The sequence below is a fragment of the Nonomuraea jabiensis genome, assembly GCF_014204795.1.
Classification (GTDB): domain Bacteria; phylum Actinomycetota; class Actinomycetes; order Streptosporangiales; family Streptosporangiaceae; genus Nonomuraea; species Nonomuraea jabiensis.
Genome location: NZ_JACHMB010000001.1, coordinates 4,520,923 through 4,536,952 on the forward strand (window position 1 = coordinate 4,520,923; position 16,030 = coordinate 4,536,952).

Annotated in this window: 13 protein-coding genes; 9 read left to right on the forward strand and 4 right to left on the reverse strand. The window is 72.8% G+C overall.

The features are described from left to right. The first annotated feature begins 22 nt into the window (after positions 1 to 22). Positions 23 to 727 (forward strand): HAD family hydrolase, encoded by a 705-nt coding sequence (locus HD596_RS20855; protein ID WP_185071019.1) that lies wholly within the window; start codon positions 23 to 25, stop codon positions 725 to 727. A 170-nt stretch (positions 728 to 897) separates the two neighbouring features. Here the strand turns inward: HD596_RS20855 and HD596_RS20860 are convergent, their stop codons facing one another. Further along, a complete protein-coding gene (locus HD596_RS20860; RefSeq protein WP_185071020.1) occupies positions 898 to 2,472 on the reverse strand; it encodes a penicillin-binding transpeptidase domain-containing protein in 1,575 nt (524 codons plus the stop codon). Between the two features lie 86 nt (positions 2,473 to 2,558). Between HD596_RS20860 and HD596_RS20865 the strand changes: the two genes are divergently transcribed. The 3 genes from HD596_RS20865 to HD596_RS20875 are packed head-to-tail and all read left to right on the forward strand — an operon-like array spanning position 2,559 to position 6,371. Then, positions 2,559 to 3,491: a LysR family transcriptional regulator gene (locus HD596_RS20865; RefSeq protein WP_185071021.1), complete on the forward strand. Its 933-nt coding sequence runs from the start codon at positions 2,559 to 2,561 to the stop codon at positions 3,489 to 3,491. Continuing rightward, entirely contained in the window at positions 3,488 to 4,345 is an 858-nt protein-coding gene (locus HD596_RS20870) for a serine hydrolase (protein WP_185071022.1), read from the forward strand. Before HD596_RS20865 ends, HD596_RS20870 begins: the two co-directional genes overlap by 4 nt. Before the next feature lie 58 nt (positions 4,346 to 4,403). Then, positions 4,404 to 6,371 carry an acetoacetate--CoA ligase gene (locus HD596_RS20875; RefSeq protein ID WP_185071023.1) on the forward strand — a complete coding sequence of 656 codons (1,968 nt, stop codon included), beginning with the start codon at positions 4,404 to 4,406 and terminating at the stop codon, positions 6,369 to 6,371. Here the strand turns inward: HD596_RS20875 and HD596_RS61865 are convergent. Then, positions 6,352 to 8,016: a zinc-binding dehydrogenase gene (locus HD596_RS61865; protein ID WP_246554673.1), complete on the reverse strand. Its 1,665-nt coding sequence runs from the start codon at positions 8,014 to 8,016 to the stop codon at positions 6,352 to 6,354. The genes HD596_RS20875 and HD596_RS61865 overlap by 20 nt on opposite strands. Positions 8,017 to 8,104: 88 nt before the next feature. Between HD596_RS61865 and HD596_RS20885 the strand changes: the two genes are divergently transcribed. The 5 genes from HD596_RS20885 to rhaS all read left to right on the forward strand — a co-directional run bounded on the left by HD596_RS20885 (position 8,105) and on the right by rhaS (position 13,881). Then, positions 8,105 to 9,046: an AraC family transcriptional regulator gene (locus HD596_RS20885; RefSeq protein ID WP_185071024.1), complete on the forward strand. Its 942-nt coding sequence runs from the start codon at positions 8,105 to 8,107 to the stop codon at positions 9,044 to 9,046. Positions 9,047 to 9,198: 152 nt separating this feature from the next. After that, on the forward strand, positions 9,199 to 10,695 hold the full coding sequence (locus HD596_RS20890) for a sugar ABC transporter ATP-binding protein (protein ID WP_185071025.1): 1,497 nt from the start codon (positions 9,199 to 9,201) through the stop codon (positions 10,693 to 10,695). 48 nt (positions 10,696 to 10,743) lie between these two features. Continuing rightward, positions 10,744 to 11,826 carry an ABC transporter permease gene (locus HD596_RS20895; protein ID WP_185071026.1) on the forward strand — a complete coding sequence of 361 codons (1,083 nt, stop codon included), beginning with the start codon at positions 10,744 to 10,746 and terminating at the stop codon, positions 11,824 to 11,826. Next, the gene (locus tag HD596_RS20900; protein ID WP_185071027.1) at positions 11,816 to 12,799 is read left to right on the forward strand and encodes an ABC transporter permease; all 984 of its coding nucleotides are present in this window, start codon (positions 11,816 to 11,818) and stop codon (positions 12,797 to 12,799) included. The genes HD596_RS20895 and HD596_RS20900 overlap by 11 nt, the downstream gene beginning before the upstream one ends. Next, complete coding sequence (rhaS, locus tag HD596_RS20905) at positions 12,796 to 13,881, forward strand: rhamnose ABC transporter substrate-binding protein (protein ID WP_185071028.1); 1,086 nt, start codon at positions 12,796 to 12,798, stop codon at positions 13,879 to 13,881. The genes HD596_RS20900 and rhaS overlap by 4 nt, the downstream gene beginning before the upstream one ends. A gap of 32 nt (positions 13,882 to 13,913) precedes the next feature. Here the strand turns inward: rhaS and HD596_RS20910 are convergent, their stop codons facing one another. Both HD596_RS20910 and HD596_RS64820 read right to left on the reverse strand, forming a co-directional pair. Next, on the reverse strand, positions 13,914 to 14,579 hold the full coding sequence (locus tag HD596_RS20910) for a response regulator (RefSeq protein ID WP_185071029.1): 666 nt from the start codon (positions 14,577 to 14,579) through the stop codon (positions 13,914 to 13,916). Next, the gene (locus tag HD596_RS64820) at positions 14,576 to 15,898 is read right to left on the reverse strand and encodes a sensor histidine kinase (protein WP_221519424.1); all 1,323 of its coding nucleotides are present in this window, start codon (positions 15,896 to 15,898) and stop codon (positions 14,576 to 14,578) included. Before HD596_RS64820 ends, HD596_RS20910 begins: the two co-directional genes overlap by 4 nt. Positions 15,899 to 16,030 lie beyond the last annotated feature (132 nt).

Consider the following 16,030-nt stretch of genomic DNA (forward strand, 5'->3'; position numbering starts at 1 on the left):
AGACGCTGCCATCAATCGTCTTGTGCTGTGGAACATCGACCTGACGCTGGTCGACGTCGCCATCGTGACCAGAGACGCCTACGCGGAGGCGTTCCGCGTCGTCACCGGGCGGCCGCTGGTCAAGCTCGTGCCCCCGCTGGGGCGCCCGGACTCCGAGATCGTCTTCGAGACGCTCGCCGTCAACGGCATCCAGGCCGAGGACGACCATCTGCCCAAGTTCCTGTCGGCGCTGGCCGTGGCCTTCGCCGACCGGCGGGGGCGGCTGGCCAAGGAGGGGCGGATGCTGCCGGGGGCCAAGGACGCGCTGAAGGCGGTGTCCAGGCTCGACGGCGTGATCCAGACGGTGCTGACCGGGACCATCCGGAGCAACGCCGTGCACAAGCTGAAGGCGTTCGGGCTGGACAAGCACGTCGACTTCACGCTGGGCGGGTACGGCGAGGAGGTCTACCCCAAGGCGACGCTGCTGCAGGTGGCGCAGTCCCGGGCCAAGGAGCGCCTGGGCACGCCGTTCACCGCGGCGAACACCGTGGTGATCGGGGACTCCACGCGGGACGTCCAGGCGGCCAAGATCGGTGGTGCGGCGATGATCGGGGTGGCTTCGGGGCGGTCCATGGCGGGCGAGCTGCTCGAGGCGGGGGCTGACGTGGTGCTGCCCGACCTCTCCAACGCCTCCGAAGTCGTCGCCGCCGTAGCGGGCCTCACCTCCCCGGTCGGCCGCACCGCCTGACCCCCCGTCCCGCACCCCAACCGCGGCGCCCCGCATCTCACGCGCCCGAGGCACACGCCGGTCCGTCTTATCGCTGCGGTGTGGTGGGGGCGTTGTGCCCGCTTCTCGTGCGTCCGGGATGTGTGCCGGTTCGTCCCGCTGCTGTGGCGGGGTGAGCTGCGTACTTGCCGTCAGGTGCTGTCGTTGAGGGCGTTGAGGAAGCGGGCGGCGGCCGGGGCGGCTACGCCGGCGCCGGTGCCGGCGCCCTCGGCGATGACCGCGAAGGCCAGGTCGCCGCGGTAGCCGATGAACCACGAGTGGGTCGGCGGCTCCTTGCCGGACCCGAACTCCGCCGTGCCCGTCTTGCCGGCCGTGCCCTTGGGGAACCGGACGGCGTGGGCGGTGCCGTCCGTCACCACGGCCGGCATCAGCTTGCGCAGGGCCGCCACCACCCCCTCCTCCAGCGGCCGGGGGTTGGTGGGCTGGGCGTCCGGGATCAGCTCCTCCTTGACGAGGGTGGGGGAGATCCAGGCGCCCGAGGCGATGGCGGCCGCGACCGAGGCCATGTTGAGCGGGCTGGCCAGGACGCGGCCCTGGCCGATGGCGGCGGAGGCGAGGTCCGTGTCGTCCTTGGGGTCCGGGAACTCGGCGCGGACCGCGGGCACGCCGGGGGTGATCGGGCTGCCGAAGCCGAAGCTGCGGGCGACCTGCGCCAGCCGGCCGCCGTTCAACTGGGCCACGCTCATCTCCCCGAACGTCGTGTTGCACGAATGCGCGAACGCGTCCTGGAACGACAGCGTGCCGAAGTCCTCGAAGTCGGCGTTGTGGAACGGGAAGCCGCCGATGTTCTTCTCGGCGGGGCAGGTGACCTGGCGGGACGGCTCGACCCCGTCCGCGACGAGCGCGGAGGCCGTCACGACCTTGAACGTCGAGCCGGGCGGGTACTTGCCGAGCAGGGCCCGGTTGAAGCCTCCCGGCTTGTTCACCACCGCGAGGATCTCGCCGGTCGAGGCGCGCAGGGCCACCAGGGACGCCGGTTCCGAGACATCCTCCAGGGCCTTGGCCCCGGCGCGGTGGACCTTCAGGTCGATAGTGGTCTGGAGCGGGCGGTATCCATCGGCGCGGACAACCGTCTGGATGGGTTTGTCGCCCTCGTACAGGTCGATCCGGGAGCGCCCCGGCTTCTTGAAGCGGTCGGGGAACGTCTGCTTGATGCCCTCCACGAGCTGCTGCACCGAGCCGGGCGCGGACGGCGTGTTGATCGCGGTGCCGTCGGCGGCCAGGACCCGCAGCGGGTCGCCCTCCTGGGAGACGACCCGCAGCGAGCGGCCCTGCTTGAGCAGCGGGTGGATGGCGGCCGGCGTCCAGGCGACCTTCCAGGCGCGGTCGCGCTCCACGAGCTTGAGCCGGCCGCTGTAGGTCCAGTCCTGCCGGCCGAGCAGCCTGGCCTGGAAGCCGACCTCGTCCCCGGAGGTGGAGGCGAAGACCCCCGTCGGCCTGGGGCGGTGGAAGGACGCCTCGGTGAGCTTGAGGTCGGTGCGGAAGCGGCGGTGCCAGGTCTCGAAGTCGGCGGGCGGGTCCGCCACCAGGGCGCGCATCCCCGCGTAGTCCTGGGCAGACCAGGCCGAAAGATACTTGTCGGCCGTCTCCTCGGGCGAGCCCTCCGTGCGGAGCGCCCAGACGACGCCTCCCGCCGCGACGACCGGGATCAGGAGCCCCGAAAGGATCCACGGCCAGCGACGCTTTATCCCCCTTTGTGGTGCCATGAGGCAGAGGACACCAGAGAACGGCAAGGGTGTCCAATACTGATATGAGCGCCTTAAGGATATAAATCTGGATATAGTGGCTGGTCGTGGACCTCGTCCGGCACCTTCGCTACTTCACCGTCGTCGCGGAGGAACTCCACTTCGGCAACGCCGCGATCCGGCTCGGCATGGCGCAGCCGCCGCTCAGCCAGCGCATCAAGCGCCTGGAGGAGGAGCTCGGCGTGCGGCTGTTCGACCGCTCGGCCCGCCAGGTGCGGCTCACCGAGGCGGGCCGGCTGCTCCTGGGTGAGGCCCGCGAGATCGTGGCCCGGGTGGACCGGCTGCACGAGCTGGCCAGACAGGGTGAGGGCACGGTGCTCAAGGTCGGCCTCCCGCCCGACCTGGCCGCCGCCGCCATCGCCGCCCTGGTCGCGGGCTTCCGCGAGACCAACCCCACGGTACGCCTCGCGCCCGCCGAGATCTGGACCGCCGACCAGGTGACGGCGCTGGCCGAGGGGACGATCGACGTCGGTCTCGTCCGCCATCCGGTCGCCGCCCCCGGGCTGCGGTTCGGCCAGGTGCTCGCGCAGCCGCAGGGCGTGCTGCTGGCCGAGGGCGACCCGCTCACCGGCGTCGGCGAGGTGCACCTGGCCGACCTGGCGGGGCGGGAGCTGCTGATGCCGCCCCAGGAGGGCGAGCCGGGGCTGTACGCGGAGATGCTCTCGGAGTGCCGCCGCCACGGCTACGTCCCCGTACAGGTGCACGAAGGCGCCGGGCTCGGGCTGGTGCTGGCGGGCGCGGCGGTGGCCTTCGGGCCGAAGGCGGAGCTGCCGGGGCTGGCCTGGCGGCCGCTGCTAGGCTCGCCGATCACGTGCCGGGTCTCCACCGCCTGGCGCCAGGCGGCGGCCGCCCCGATCGACGAACTGGTCGACGACTTCTCGGCCGTCGCCGTACGCACGCTGAAGGAGAGCGCCGGGATGACGGACGAGGGCGCGGTGTCCGTGCGGCGGATCAGCCGCCGGCCGGGGATGCTGGCATGAGCCCGCCGGACTTCGAGGCGCTGTTCCTCGCGGCGGGGGTGCGGGGCTGGCTGTACGCGGCCGACCTCGACTCGGGGCGCGAGGTGGGACACCGGCCGGACGAGCCGGTGCCCACGGCGTCGATGTTCAAGGTGCCGCTGCTGGTGGCGCTCTGCCGGCAGGCCGACGCCGGGCTCCTCGACCTCTCCGAACGCGTGACCGTCACGGCCGCGGACAGGGTCTCGGGGCCGACGGGCCTGTCGGCGATGCTCGACGACGTGACGATCTCGCTGCGCGACCTGGCGTACCTGATGATCGCGGTGAGCGACAACACCTCGGCCGACGTGGTGCTGGGTAGGGTCGGGTTCGAGGTGATCAACGCCATGCTGGCCGGGTTCGGGCTCGACGGGACGCGGGTGACGCAGAGCTGCCGGGAGTTCCTGGCCAGCATGGCGGTCGACGCCGGGCACGCGTGGCCGTTCGTGGATCCGGACGACATCGCGCGGCTGAGCGCGCTCGACCCCGCGCGGGCGAACCGGTCCACCCCGCGCGAGCTGGCCACGCTGTTCGGGATGATCTGGCGGGACGAGGCGGCCTCGGAGGAGTCGTGCGCCTGGATGCGCGGCGTGCTCAACATGCAGGTGTGGCCGCACCGGCTGGCCTCCGGCTTCCCGTACGACGACGTCGCGGTCAGCGGCAAGACCGGCACGCTGCCCACGCTGCGCAGCGAGTCGGGGGTCGTGGAGTACCCCGACGGCCGGCGCTACGCCGTGGCCGTGTGCACCCGTTCGTTCAGCACCGCGCTCAACCAGCCGCGCGCCGACGCGGTGATCGGCACGGCGGCACGTATGGCGGTGGACCACCTACGGAGATAGCAAGTTATGTGGGAGTCCGGGTATGACTTTCCCCCCGACGGGCGACAGGATGGGGCACATGGTTGCTGAGGGCGCGCTTCTCTGGGAGCCGAGCGAAGAGGTGGTCGCGAAGGCCGGGCTGACCCGCTACCTGGAGTGGCTGGGACGGCCGGGACCCTATGAGGACGTGTGGCGGTGGTCCGTCGAGCACCCGGAGGAGTTCTGGACGTCGGTCTGGGACTACTTCGACGTGGTCGGCGAGCGGGGCGACGGACCGGTGCTCTCCGGGACGATGCCGGACGTCACGTGGTTCGAGGGGAGCAGCCTCAACTACGCCGAGAACGCGCTGCGCCGCACCGAGGGCACCGCCGTGGTGTTCGTGTCCGAGGACGGCGCCCGCCAGGAGCTGACCTGGGACGAGCTGCGCGAGGAGGTCGCCCGCGTCCGGGCGGGGCTGGCCCGCCTCGGCGTGCGGCGCGGCGACCGGGTGGCCGCCTACCTGCCGAGCATCCCGCAGGCCCTGATCGCCTTCCTGGCGACCGCCTCCCTGGGCGCGATCTGGTCGGCCGGCTCGCCCGACTTCGGGGTGCCGAGCATCGTCGACCGGTTCAAGCAGATCGAGCCCAAGGTGCTCATCGCGGTCGACGGCTACCACTACAACGGCAAGACCTACGACCGCTCCGACGCCGTCAACGAGATCGCCGCCCAGCTGCCCACGCTGCGCGCGACCGTGTGGATCCCCTACCTGGCGGCGCTCGACGAGGGCCGCGCGCCCCAGCAGGCCGAACCCGCCGAGGCGCACACCCGGGAGCTGCCGCACGGCGAGGTGATCGGCTGGGAGGGGCTGCGGGCCGAGGAGGGGCCGCTGGAGTTCGAACGGGTGCCGTTCGGCCACCCGCTGTGGATCCTCTACTCCAGCGGCACGACCGGGCTGCCCAAGCCGATCGTGCACGGCCACGGCGGCGTGGTGCTGGAGCACCTCAAATCTCTCGCCTTCCACCAGGACATCGGCGAAGGCGATGTGTTCTTCTGGTACACCACCACGGGCTGGATGATGTGGAACTACCTCATCGGCGCCCTGCTGGTGGGGGCCACGCCGGTGCTGTACGACGGCGCGGCCACCTATCCGTCGCCGGCGGCGCTGTGGCGGATCGCCGACTCCGAGAAGGTGACCTACTTCGGGGTCGGGGCGCCGTACATCATGGCCTCGCTGAAGGCCGGGATCCGCCCCGAGGGGCTGGAGCGGCTGCGCGGCATCGGCTCGACCGGCTCGCCGCTGCCGCCGGAGGGGTTCGCGTGGGTGGCCTCGGAGCTGCCCGGGGTGCCGCTGGGGTCGTTCTCCGGGGGCACGGACGTGTGCACGGGGTTCGTCGGGGCGACCATGCTCCACCCGATCAGGGCGGGCATCATCCCGTGCCGGGCGCTGGGGGCGAAGGTCGAGTCGTACGACTCCACGGGCAAGCCGGTCGTCGGCGAGGTGGGCGAGCTGGTGCTGACCGCGCCGATGCCGTCGATGCCGGTGAAGTTCTGGAACGACCCCGACGGCCGGCGCTACTTCGAGAGCTACTTCGACGTCTACCCCGGGGTGTGGCGGCACGGCGACTGGATCAAGATCAACGAGGACGGGAGCTGCGTGATCTACGGCCGCTCCGACTCGACCCTCAACCGGGGCGGCGTCCGGATGGGCACCAGCGAGTTCTACCGGGTGGTCGAGCGGTTCGACGAGATCGCCGACAGCCTCGTGATCGACACCGGGCAGCTCGGGCAGGAGGGCCGGCTGCTGCTGTACGTGACGCTCGCCGAGGGCGCCACGCTGACCGAGTCGCTCCAGCGGACCCTCTGCGACGCCCTGCGCAAGGAGCTGTCGCCCCGTCACGTGCCCAACGAGATCCACGCCGTCCCCGGCATCCCGCGTACGCTCTCCGGCAAGAAGCTGGAGGTGCCCGTACGCAAGATCCTGCTGGGCACGCCCGTCGAGCAGGCGGCCAACCCCGACGCCATGGCCAACCCCGAGGTGCTGCGCCACTTCAGTCCGGCAGCAGAATGATCTTGCCGCGCGTCCGGCCCTGCCCGGCCGCGCGGTGGACCTCCTCCAGCTCGGTCAGGGGGCGGTGCTCGGCCGCCTCCACCGCGAGCTCGCCCCGGTCGATGAGCGCGGCCAGCTCGGCCAGCTGAGCCGGGTCGTTGCGGGCCACGAAGTGGGTGCCGCCCTCGATCGGGGTGGCGATCGTGATCGTCCTGCGCCCGAGCCCGGCCAGGGCGGCGGCGTCCTCCTCGGGGAGCGCGGCCAGGTTCAGCACCACGTCCATGCCGCCGGGGAGCGGCGTGGTCGTGTAGTCGATCACCTCGTCGGCGCCGTACCGCTCGACCGCGGCCGCGCTGCGCGGGCTCGCCGTGGCGAACACGGTCGCGCCCGCGAGCTTGGCGAGCTGGACCGCGAACATGCCGACCCCGCCGCCCGCCCCGTTGATCAGCACCCGCTCGCCGCGGGCGAGGCGGGCGTGCTCGTGGATCGCCTGCCAGGCCGTGAGCCCGGCCACCGGGACGGCGGCCGCGTGGGCGAGCGGGATGCTCCGCGGCGCCCTGGCCAGGACGCTCGCGGGCACCGCCGCGTACCCGGCGGCGCCGCCGTCCGCCAGGCCGAACACGCGGTCACCCGGGGCCAGGCCCGTCACGCCCGCGCCGAGCGCGACGACCGTGCCCGAGACGTCCGCGCCGAGCGTGTACGGCAGGCTCACCGGCAGCACCTCGCGCAGCAGCCCCGCGCGCAGGCCGACCTCCGACGGGTTGAAGGAGGTGGCGGCCACTTCGAGCAGGACCTGCCCCGGACCTGGGCGCGGCGTGGGGATCCGGTCGAAGCGGATCTCGTCCCCGTATTCGTGGATGCGGGCGGCACGCATGGTCTCGGGCGGTTCGCCGGGAAGGCGGAACTCCTCGGCGTGGTCGGCCACCCAGGCGCCGAACGTGCGGGGCGCGGCCTTCGTGACCTCCTCGACCGCCGGCGTGACGGGGGCCGGGTGGCGGACGAGGTCCGCCTGGGCCTGGAGCACGCCGTCCACGGCCTGCGGGGGCCAGCCCATGGCCAGGAGCTCCGCGCGGGTCCGGCCGGGCGGGACCTCCTCCCAGCGCGCCGGCAATTTCGTGATCTGGGAAATGATGCGGACCTGGTCCGCCTGCGTGATCGACTCCGGGCCGGTCAGGTCGTGGACGGCGCCGTGGTGTCCCTCCTCCAGCAGTGCCCGCGCCGCCACCGCCGCGAGGTCCCGCTCGTCCAGCACGGGCAGGGCGGCCTGGCCGTACGAGCCGCGCACCACCCCCGCCCGCACCCGCGCCGCCCACCGCAGCGCGTTGGCCGCGAAGGCGTGCGGGCGCAGGACCGTCCACTCCAGCCCCGACTTCTCGATCAGCCGCTCGACCTCGCGTTCGTGGTCGCGTACCGCGGCGGAGGAGAGGTAGACCACCCGCCGCGCCCGGCGCGCGATCGCGTCGATCACCGCCCGCGCCCCCTCCGCCGTGGCGAACGGCCACACCAGGAACACCGACTCCACCCCGTCGAGCGGCAGCGACCCGGGGTCCGCCAGGTCGCCCTGGGCCCTGCCGAAGGGCCTGACCTCGGCCCCCGCCTCCGCCAGCTCCGCTGCCACTAGCCTGCCGACCGTACCGGTCGCGCCCATCACCAACACCGTTGTCATGCAGGCCACCGTAGGGGGCGGCGGCGAGACAACCAATGCGTCATCGACCCGGATTTCATACGCGATCGTCCTCCCGTAGGCTTCCCCCGTGGACGTGCTCAGCGACGTGATCGCCCTCATGCGCACCGGCAGCCCCCGATCGGCCCGCGTCGAATGGCGCGCGCCCTGGGGCCAGCGGTTCCCGTCGGTTCCCGGCTCCGCCGGGTTCCAGGTCGTCCTGCGGGGGTCGAGCTGGCTGATCCGGCCGGACGGCGACCCGATCGCGCTGTCGGTGGGCGACGTGCTCTTCTTCCCCCACGGCCACGGCTACGCCATGGCGGACTCGCCGACGACCCCGCTGGCCGAGCCCGACTGCGACCCGCTGGACGACGGCCCCGGCCTGTTCGCCTCGGCCACGGTGGATGAGGCCGCCGACGGGCCCGCGGCGACGGTGCTGCTGTGCGGCGGCTACCGGCTCGATCCGGGCCGGGCCCACCCGATCCTGCGCGAGCTGCCCGACCTGATCCACCTCCCGGCCGGCGTCGGCCTCCACACCGAGCTGCGCGCCGCCGTCGAGGCCCTGGGCGCCGAGATCCAGCGCCCGCGGCTGGGTGCCGACACGGTGGTGTCGTCCCTCCTGGACCTGCTGCTGCTCTACATCCTGCGGGCCTGGTTCGAGGGGGAGCACGGCCATTGCCAGGTCGGCGGGTGGGCGCAGGCGCTCGCGGACCCCGGCATCAGCGCCGCGCTGGACGCCGTCCACCGGGATCCCGCCCACCCGTGGACGGTCCAGGAGCTGGGCGCGCGGGCGGGGCTGTCGAGGTCGGCCTTCTCGCGCCGCTTCGGCGAGCTGATCGGCCGGCCGCCGCTGGCGTACCTCACCTGGTGGCGCCTGGCCACGGCGGCGCACCTCATGCGCGCGTCCGACGCCCCGCTGGGCCAGATCGCCGCCAAGGTCGGCTACACCTCGGAGTTCGCCTTCGCCAACGCCTTCAAACGGGAGTACGGCGTGGCGCCGGGCAGATATCGCCGCGAGATCTGCCCGGCCTGACTTCTTGCCCCTGCGTAAATAGGTTAAAACGTAACAATCTCCGAACGACTTCCGGCGCTTGGAAATCTTGTATTGGCCAGGCATTGACGCTTCGCCACTCGCTGATTTACGGTCCTCACACCGCTTAAAACGATTTTGCCGGGAGTGCGGCAATGAATGAGACTCCCGTTCTATCCCTTTCGCAGGTCAGCAAGGCGTTCGGTGCGGTGCGCGCCGTACGCGAGGTCTCTCTTGCGCTCTTCCCCGGCGAGGTGCACGCGCTCGCGGGGGAGAACGGCGCGGGCAAGTCCACGATCGTGAAGATCCTGTCCGGCGTGCACCGGCCGGACTCGGGCCGGATCCTGCTGGACGGCGAGCCGGTGGAGTTCGGCGGGCCCGCGGACGCGCAGCGGGCCGGGGTCGCGGTCATCTACCAGGAGCCGACCCTCTTTCCCGACCTGTCGGTCATGGAGAACATCTTCATGGGCCGCCAGCCCCGCGGCCGCCTCGGCATCGACCGGCGGGCCATGCGCGCCGGCGCCGCCGAGCTGTTCGGGCGGCTCGGCGTGCACCTCGACCCCGACCAGCCGGCCCGCGGCCTGTCGATCGCCGACCAGCAGCTCGTGGAGATCGCCAAGGCGCTGTCGCGGCAGGCGCGGGTGCTCGTCATGGACGAGCCCACCGCCGCCCTGTCGGGCACGGAGGTCGCCCGGCTGTTCGGCGTGGCCCGGACGCTGCGCTCGCAGGGCTGCGCGCTGCTGTTCATCTCGCACCGGCTGGAGGAGATCTTCGAGCTGTGCCGGCGGGTCACCACCCTGCGCGACGGCGCGTACGTGGCCGAGGACCTGATCGCCGACATCACCCCCGACGACCTGGTACGCCGCATGGTCGGCAGGGAGCTGGAGGCGCTGTTCCCCAAGCAGGAGACGGAGGCCGGCGAGGTCGCGCTCAAGGTGCGCCGGCTCACCCGCGAGGGCGTCTTCACCGACGTCTCCTTCGACGTGCGGCGGGGCGAGATCGTCGCGCTGGCCGGGCTCGTCGGGGCCGGGCGCAGCGAGGTGGCCAGGGCCGTGTTCGGCATCGACCGGTGGGACGCGGGCAGCGTCGAGGTGGACGGCAGGCGGCTGCGGCCGGCCAGCCCCACGGCGGCCATGGCGGCGGGACTGGCCCTGGTGCCCGAGGACCGGCGGCAGCAGGGGCTCGTCATGGACCTGTCCATCGAGCGCAACATCGGGCTCGCCGGCCTGGCCGACGTGCGGCGGGGGCCACTGGTCTCCCGGGCGGCCGAGCGGGAGCGGGCCCGGGACTGGGCGGTGCGGCTGCGGCTGAAGTTCGCGCGGCTGACGGACGCCGTGAGCGTGCTGTCCGGCGGTAACCAGCAGAAGGTCGTGCTGGCCAAGTGGCTGGCGCGCCGGCCGTCGGTGCTCATCGTGGACGAGCCGACCCGGGGGATCGACGTGGGCACCAAGGCCGAGGTGCACCGGCTGCTGTCGGAGCTGGCCGCTAGCGGGGTGGCGGTGCTGATGATCTCGTCCGAGCTGCCCGAGGTGCTGGGGATGGCCGACAGGGTGCTGGTCATGCACGAGGGGCGGCTGGCCGCGGAGATCCCGCGCGCGGACGCCACCGAGGAGAGCGTGATGGCCGCCGCCACCGGAAGGAGCCGCGCGTGACCGCCACCGGAAGGAGCCAGGAGTGAGCGCCACCGGAAGGAGCCGCGCGTGACCGCCACCGCCACCAGGACCGAGGCCGTGCGGCGCAACGGCGGGCGGCGGCTCGTGGACCGGGTCGCGCGGGTGCGCGAGCTCGGCATCGTGGTCGCGCTGGGCCTCCTCTTCGGCGTCACCGGCGCCGTCAACCCGTCCTTCCTCACCACCGCCAGCCTGCGCGACATCCTGCTGAACTCCGCCATCGTCGCCATGCTCGCCGTCGGCCAGACGCTCGTGGTCGTCACCAGGAACGTGGACCTGTCCGTCAGCTCCGTGGTGGGGCTGTCGGCGTTCGGGGGCGCGCTGGTCCTGGCCGACCACCCGGGCGTGCCGATCCCGGCCGTGATCGCGGGCTGCGTGGTGCTCGGCGCCCTGTGCGGCGCGGTCAACGGGCTGCTCGTCGGGGCGGCCAAGGTGCCCGCGCTGGTGGCCACCCTCGGCACCCTGTACGCCTTCCGCGGCATCGACTTCGCCTGGGCCGGCGGACGCCAGGTGAACGCGGCCGACATGCCCGAAGGCTTCCTGTCCCTGGGGACGCGCTCGGTGCTCGGCGTGCCGCTGCTCGCGCTGGTCGCCCTGGTCGTGCTGCTGGTCGTCGGGTGGATGCTGGGCAACCTGCGCGCCGGCCGCGAGCTGTACGCCATCGGCTCCAACCCCGAGGCGGCGGTGCTGGCCGGGATCCGGGTGCGGCGCAGGATCGTCGCGGCGTTCGTGGCCAACGGGGCGCTGGCGGGGCTGGCCGGGGTCATGTGGGCGGCCCGCTTCGGCACCGTGGACGCCACCGTGGCGACCGGCAAGGAGCTCGACGTGATCGCCGCCGTCGTGGTGGGCGGGGTGGCCATCTTCGGCGGCAGCGGCACGGTCTACGGGGCGGCGCTCGGGGCGCTGCTGCTGACCGGCATCACCAGCGCGCTGGCCGTGCTCCGGGTGGACGCGCTCGCCCAGACGGCCATCAACGGCGCCCTGCTGCTGGCCGCCATCGTCCTCGACCGCGTGCTCGCGCTCCGCGTCGCCGCGGCCCTGCGCCGCCGCAGATTCCACGAAACCACAGATCCTGTAGAGCCCGCTCCGGGGAGGACCGCCGATGGCAGCTGATCTCGCTCGGATGGCGCGCCGGTGGGAGGGGCTCATCCTCGTGCTGCTCGTCGGCGTGAGCGTCTGGGCCTCGCTCGGCGTGGACGGGTTCGCCAACGGGTCCAACGTCTCCTTCCTGCTCCTCGACACCACCGAGATCGCCCTCATGGCCCTGACCATGACGCTGGTCATCGTGGCGGCCGAGATCGACCTGTCGGTGGCCTCCACGCTGGGCCTGTCGTGCGCGGTGCTCGGCTGGCTCTGGAACGCCGGGCTCCCGATCGAGGCGATCATGCCCATCTGCCTGCTGGTGGGCGCCGCGTGCGGCGCGTTCAACGGGCTGCTCGTCACCCGCCTCGGCCTGCCCTCGCTGGCGGTCACCATCGGGACGTTCGCGCTGTTCCGCGGCCTGGCGTACGTCATGCTGGGCGACCAGGCGGTGGCCGACCTGCCGCCGGCGTACACGAGCCTGGCCACCGCGTCCATCGGCCCGATCCCGCTGGCGTCCGTGCTGGTCGCGGTGCTGGCGGTGGTGGCGGCCACGCTGCTGCACGCGACCGGGCTGGGCCGCTCGATCGTCGCGCTGGGCTCGAACGTGGAGGCCGCCTGGTTCGCGGGCGTCCGGGTCAAGCGGATCAAGTTCTGGCTGTTCGTGGCCTCCGGGGTGATGGCCTCGCTGGCCTCCCTCGTCTACACGTTCCGCTACGCCAGCGCCAGGGCGGACAACGGCGTCGGGCTCGAACTGGCCGTGGTGGCCGCCGTGCTGCTCGGCGGCGTGTCGATCTTCGGCGGGCGCGGCACGCTGCCCGGAGTTCTCATGGCGGTGCTGCTGCTCGGCGTCGTACGCAACGCGCTCATCCTCGCCGACGTGGCCAACGAGGTCCTGAACTTCGTGACGGGCCTGCTGCTCGTCGCATCCGTGCTGGCGCCGAACTTGGGGGCGGTATGGCGGCGGCGCACATCACCACAAGTGGAAGGGAAGCCCGCTTCATGAAAACGCGTACCCCTTGGCGGCCCACCGCGCTCCTTGCCGGACTCGTCCTGCTGACGGCCGCCTGCGGCGGCACCACCAAGAGCGACGTGGCACAGCAGTCCTCCGCCTCCGCCACGGCCGCCGCCTCCTCGGCCCCGGCCGCGGATCCGAACGCCCCGCTCAAGCAGGGACTGAAGATCGCGTTCCTGCCCAAGCAGGTCAACAACCCGTACTTCACGATCGCCGACAAGGGCGGGATCGAGGCCGCCAAGGAGTTCGGCGGCGAGGGCAAGGAGGTCGGGCCGTCCGACGCCAGCGCGTCCTCGCAGGTCTCCTACATCAACACGCTGATGCAGCAGAAGCAGGACGCCATCGTCATCTCCGCGAACGACCCCAACGCCGTCGTGCCCGCGCTCAAGCAGGCCATGGCCGCCGGGGTCAAGGTCGTCAGCTACGACTCCGACACCGCCCCCGAGGGCCGCCACGTGTTCGTCAACCAGGCCGGCGCGGAGGACCTGGGCCGGACCGAGGTGCAGCTGCTGGCCGAGCAGATCGGGCACAAGGGCAAGATCGCCGTGCTCTCCGCCACCCCCAACGCGACGAACCAGAACACCTGGATCGACTTCATGAAGGACGAGCTCAAGAAGCCCGAGTACAAGGACATGGAGCTGGTCAAGGTCGCCTACGGCAACGACGACGACGACAAGTCGTTCGCCGAGACGCAGGGGCTGCTGCGCTCGTATCCGGACCTGGCGGGCATCATCTCGCCCACGACCGTGGGGATCGCCGCGGCGGCCCGCTACCTGTCGGACTCGCCGTCCAAGGGCAAGGTCAAGCTGACCGGGCTCGGCACCCCCAACCAGCTCAGGAAGTTCGTCAAGGACGGCACCATCGAGGCGTTCGAGCTGTGGAACCCGGCCGACCTGGGCTACCTGGCCTCGTACGCGGCGGCGGCGCTGGCCTCCGGGCAGGTCACCGGGGCCGAAGGGGAGAAGTTCAAGGCGGGCAAGCTCGGCGAGTACACGATCGGGGCCAAGGGCGAGGTGCTGCTGGGCAAGCCGACCGTGTTCAACAAGGACAACATCGACAAGTTCAACTTCTGAGGCTTCTGACGCTTCTGAGGGCTTCTGAACGCTCACGCCCGGCCGCGCGGCACGACCAGGCCCGTCTCGTACGCCATGACGACGGCCTGGGTCCTGTCGCGCAGGCCGAGCTTGTTCAGCACCCGGCTCACGTGGGTCTTGACCGTCTCCTCGGTGACCACCAGCCTGGCCGCGATCTCGGGGTTGGACAGGCCCTCGGCGACCAGCCGCAGGACCTGCGTCTCGCGCGGGGTCAGCGCGGACAGCGCCTCAGCCTCCGGTCTCGGGCCGCCCATGCGGGCGAACTCGCTGATGAGGCGGCGGGTGACGGCCGGGGCCAGCAGCGCCTCGCCGGCGGCGATCACGCGTACGGCGTCGAAGAGGCGCTCGGCCGTGACGTCCTTGAGCAGGAAGCCGCTGGCTCCGGCGCGCAGGGCGTCGTAGACGTACTCGTCCAGGTCGAACGTGGTCAGGATGAGCACCCTCGGCCCGCCGTTGAGGCGCCTGGTGGCCTCGATGCCGTCCATGACCGGCATGCGGACGTCCATGAGCACCACGTCGGGGGACAGCTCGCGGCAGATCCGCACCGCCTCGGCCCCGTCGGCGGCGGTGCCCGCGACCTCGAAGTCCGGCTGGGTGTCGAGCAACTCGGCGAACCCCGTCCGCACCACCAGATGGTCGTCGGCGATCACGATCCTGAGCCTGGCGGGCTCGCTCATCCGCCCTCCTCGTACCGTCCGGGCAGGCGGGCCTCCACGAGGAAACCGCCGCCCTGGGCGGGGCCCGTGCGGAGCTCGCCGCCGACGGCCGCGGCCCGCTCGCGCATGCCGGACAGGCCGTGCCCACCATTGGGCCCACCACTGGGCCCACCTTCGGCGTTCGAGGGGCCAGGGCCATTGTCGCGGACGAGCAGGCGCAGGCCGGGCCCGGTGTAGTCGAGCTCCACGTCCACGGCGGCCCCGGGCGCGTGGCGGCGCGCGTTGGTGAGCGCCTCCTGGATGATCCGGTACGCGGCCAGCTCCACGCCGGGATCGAGCTCCACCGGCGAGCCCCGCAGGACGAGCCGGGTGGTCGTGCCCGACGCCTCGCGCGACTCGTCGAGCAGCTCGTTCAGCTCGTGCAGGCGCAGCCCCGGCTGGGGACGCCAGGCCGACTCGGCCTCGGCGTCCTCGCGCAGCACGCCGAGCAGCCGCCGCATCTCGGTCAGCGCGGCCCTGGCGGTGTCGCCGATGGCCAGCAGCTTCTCCGCGCCCGCCGCCGGCATGCCCGGGACGGCCAGCCGGGCGGTCTCCGCCTGCACGGCGACCATGGAGATGTGGTGGGCGACCACGTCGTGCAGCTCGCGGGCGATGCGGGCGCGCTCGCCGCGGGCGGTGTGCTCGACCAGCCTGTCGGCCATGACCTGCCGGGCGGCGGTGTCGGCACGGTCCCTGCGGCGGGCCCGTACGGCGATCCCGGCCAGCGCCACCGCCGGGGCCAGGCAGGCGAGCAGCAGCGTGAGCGCCCGCACGCGCTCGCCCGGCCCGATCGCCACCGCCAGCACCGGGTACGGCACCGCGACGAGCACGGCCACCCCCGGCGCACCGTGGCGGCCGGCCCGATAGCCGGTGACCAGCTGCGCCACCGCGCCCGCCACGGTCAGCGTGTGAAAGGCCAGGACCGACAGCGCGCCCGCCCCGGTCGCCAGGAGCGCCGCCACGGACGGCTGGGCCCACAGGAGGGGGAGCGGCAGCGTGGTGGCCAGCGCGAGCAGGGGGAACACCATGAGGAGCAGCGGGGCCGGGCCGTCACCGGCCGATGGCGGCGCGTTCACGGGCTGACCGCCCACCGGGGCGCTCACGGTCTCCGAGAGCGGGAGCGCGCTCCCGGCCTGCACGACCGACTCGGCCACCGCGAGCACCGCCAGGACCACCGCGAGCACGACCGGCAGGTGCCGGGCCGCGGCCGGCCCGTACGGCACGGCCGCCCCCATCCGGCGCACCCACGCGACCGGCACCGCGACGGCGCGGCTCCACCTCCGGTCCTGCACTCGTTCCACCAGGTCATTGTCCCGGGCGCGGGCAATTGTGGCATCCCTCGTAAGAGGGACGAGGCGTAGCTGGCGCCAGCCACGCCGCAGATCGCTCCGCCGCGTGACGACCCGGGCCGGGGCCGCTGCCTAGTCTTCCTG

Bases quoted from the DNA above. Each gene is read 5' to 3' on its own strand.
- HD596_RS20860 (WP_185071020.1), bottom strand. From the start codon at position 2,472: ATGGCACCACAAAGGGGGATAAAGCGTCGCTGGCCGTGGATCCTTTCG.
- HD596_RS20870 (WP_185071022.1), top strand. From the start codon at position 3,488: ATGAGCCCGCCGGACTTCGAGGCGCTGTTCCTCGCGGCGGGGGTGCGG.
- HD596_RS20875 (WP_185071023.1), top strand. From the start codon at position 4,404: ATGGTTGCTGAGGGCGCGCTTCTCTGGGAGCCGAGCGAAGAGGTGGTC.
- HD596_RS61865 (WP_246554673.1), bottom strand. From the start codon at position 8,016: ATGACAACGGTGTTGGTGATGGGCGCGACCGGTACGGTCGGCAGGCTA.
- HD596_RS20890 (WP_185071025.1), top strand. From the start codon at position 9,199: ATGAATGAGACTCCCGTTCTATCCCTTTCGCAGGTCAGCAAGGCGTTC.
- HD596_RS20900 (WP_185071027.1), top strand. From the start codon at position 11,816: ATGGCAGCTGATCTCGCTCGGATGGCGCGCCGGTGGGAGGGGCTCATC.
- rhaS (WP_185071028.1), top strand. From the start codon at position 12,796: ATGAAAACGCGTACCCCTTGGCGGCCCACCGCGCTCCTTGCCGGACTC.
- HD596_RS20910 (WP_185071029.1), bottom strand. From the start codon at position 14,579: ATGAGCGAGCCCGCCAGGCTCAGGATCGTGATCGCCGACGACCATCTG.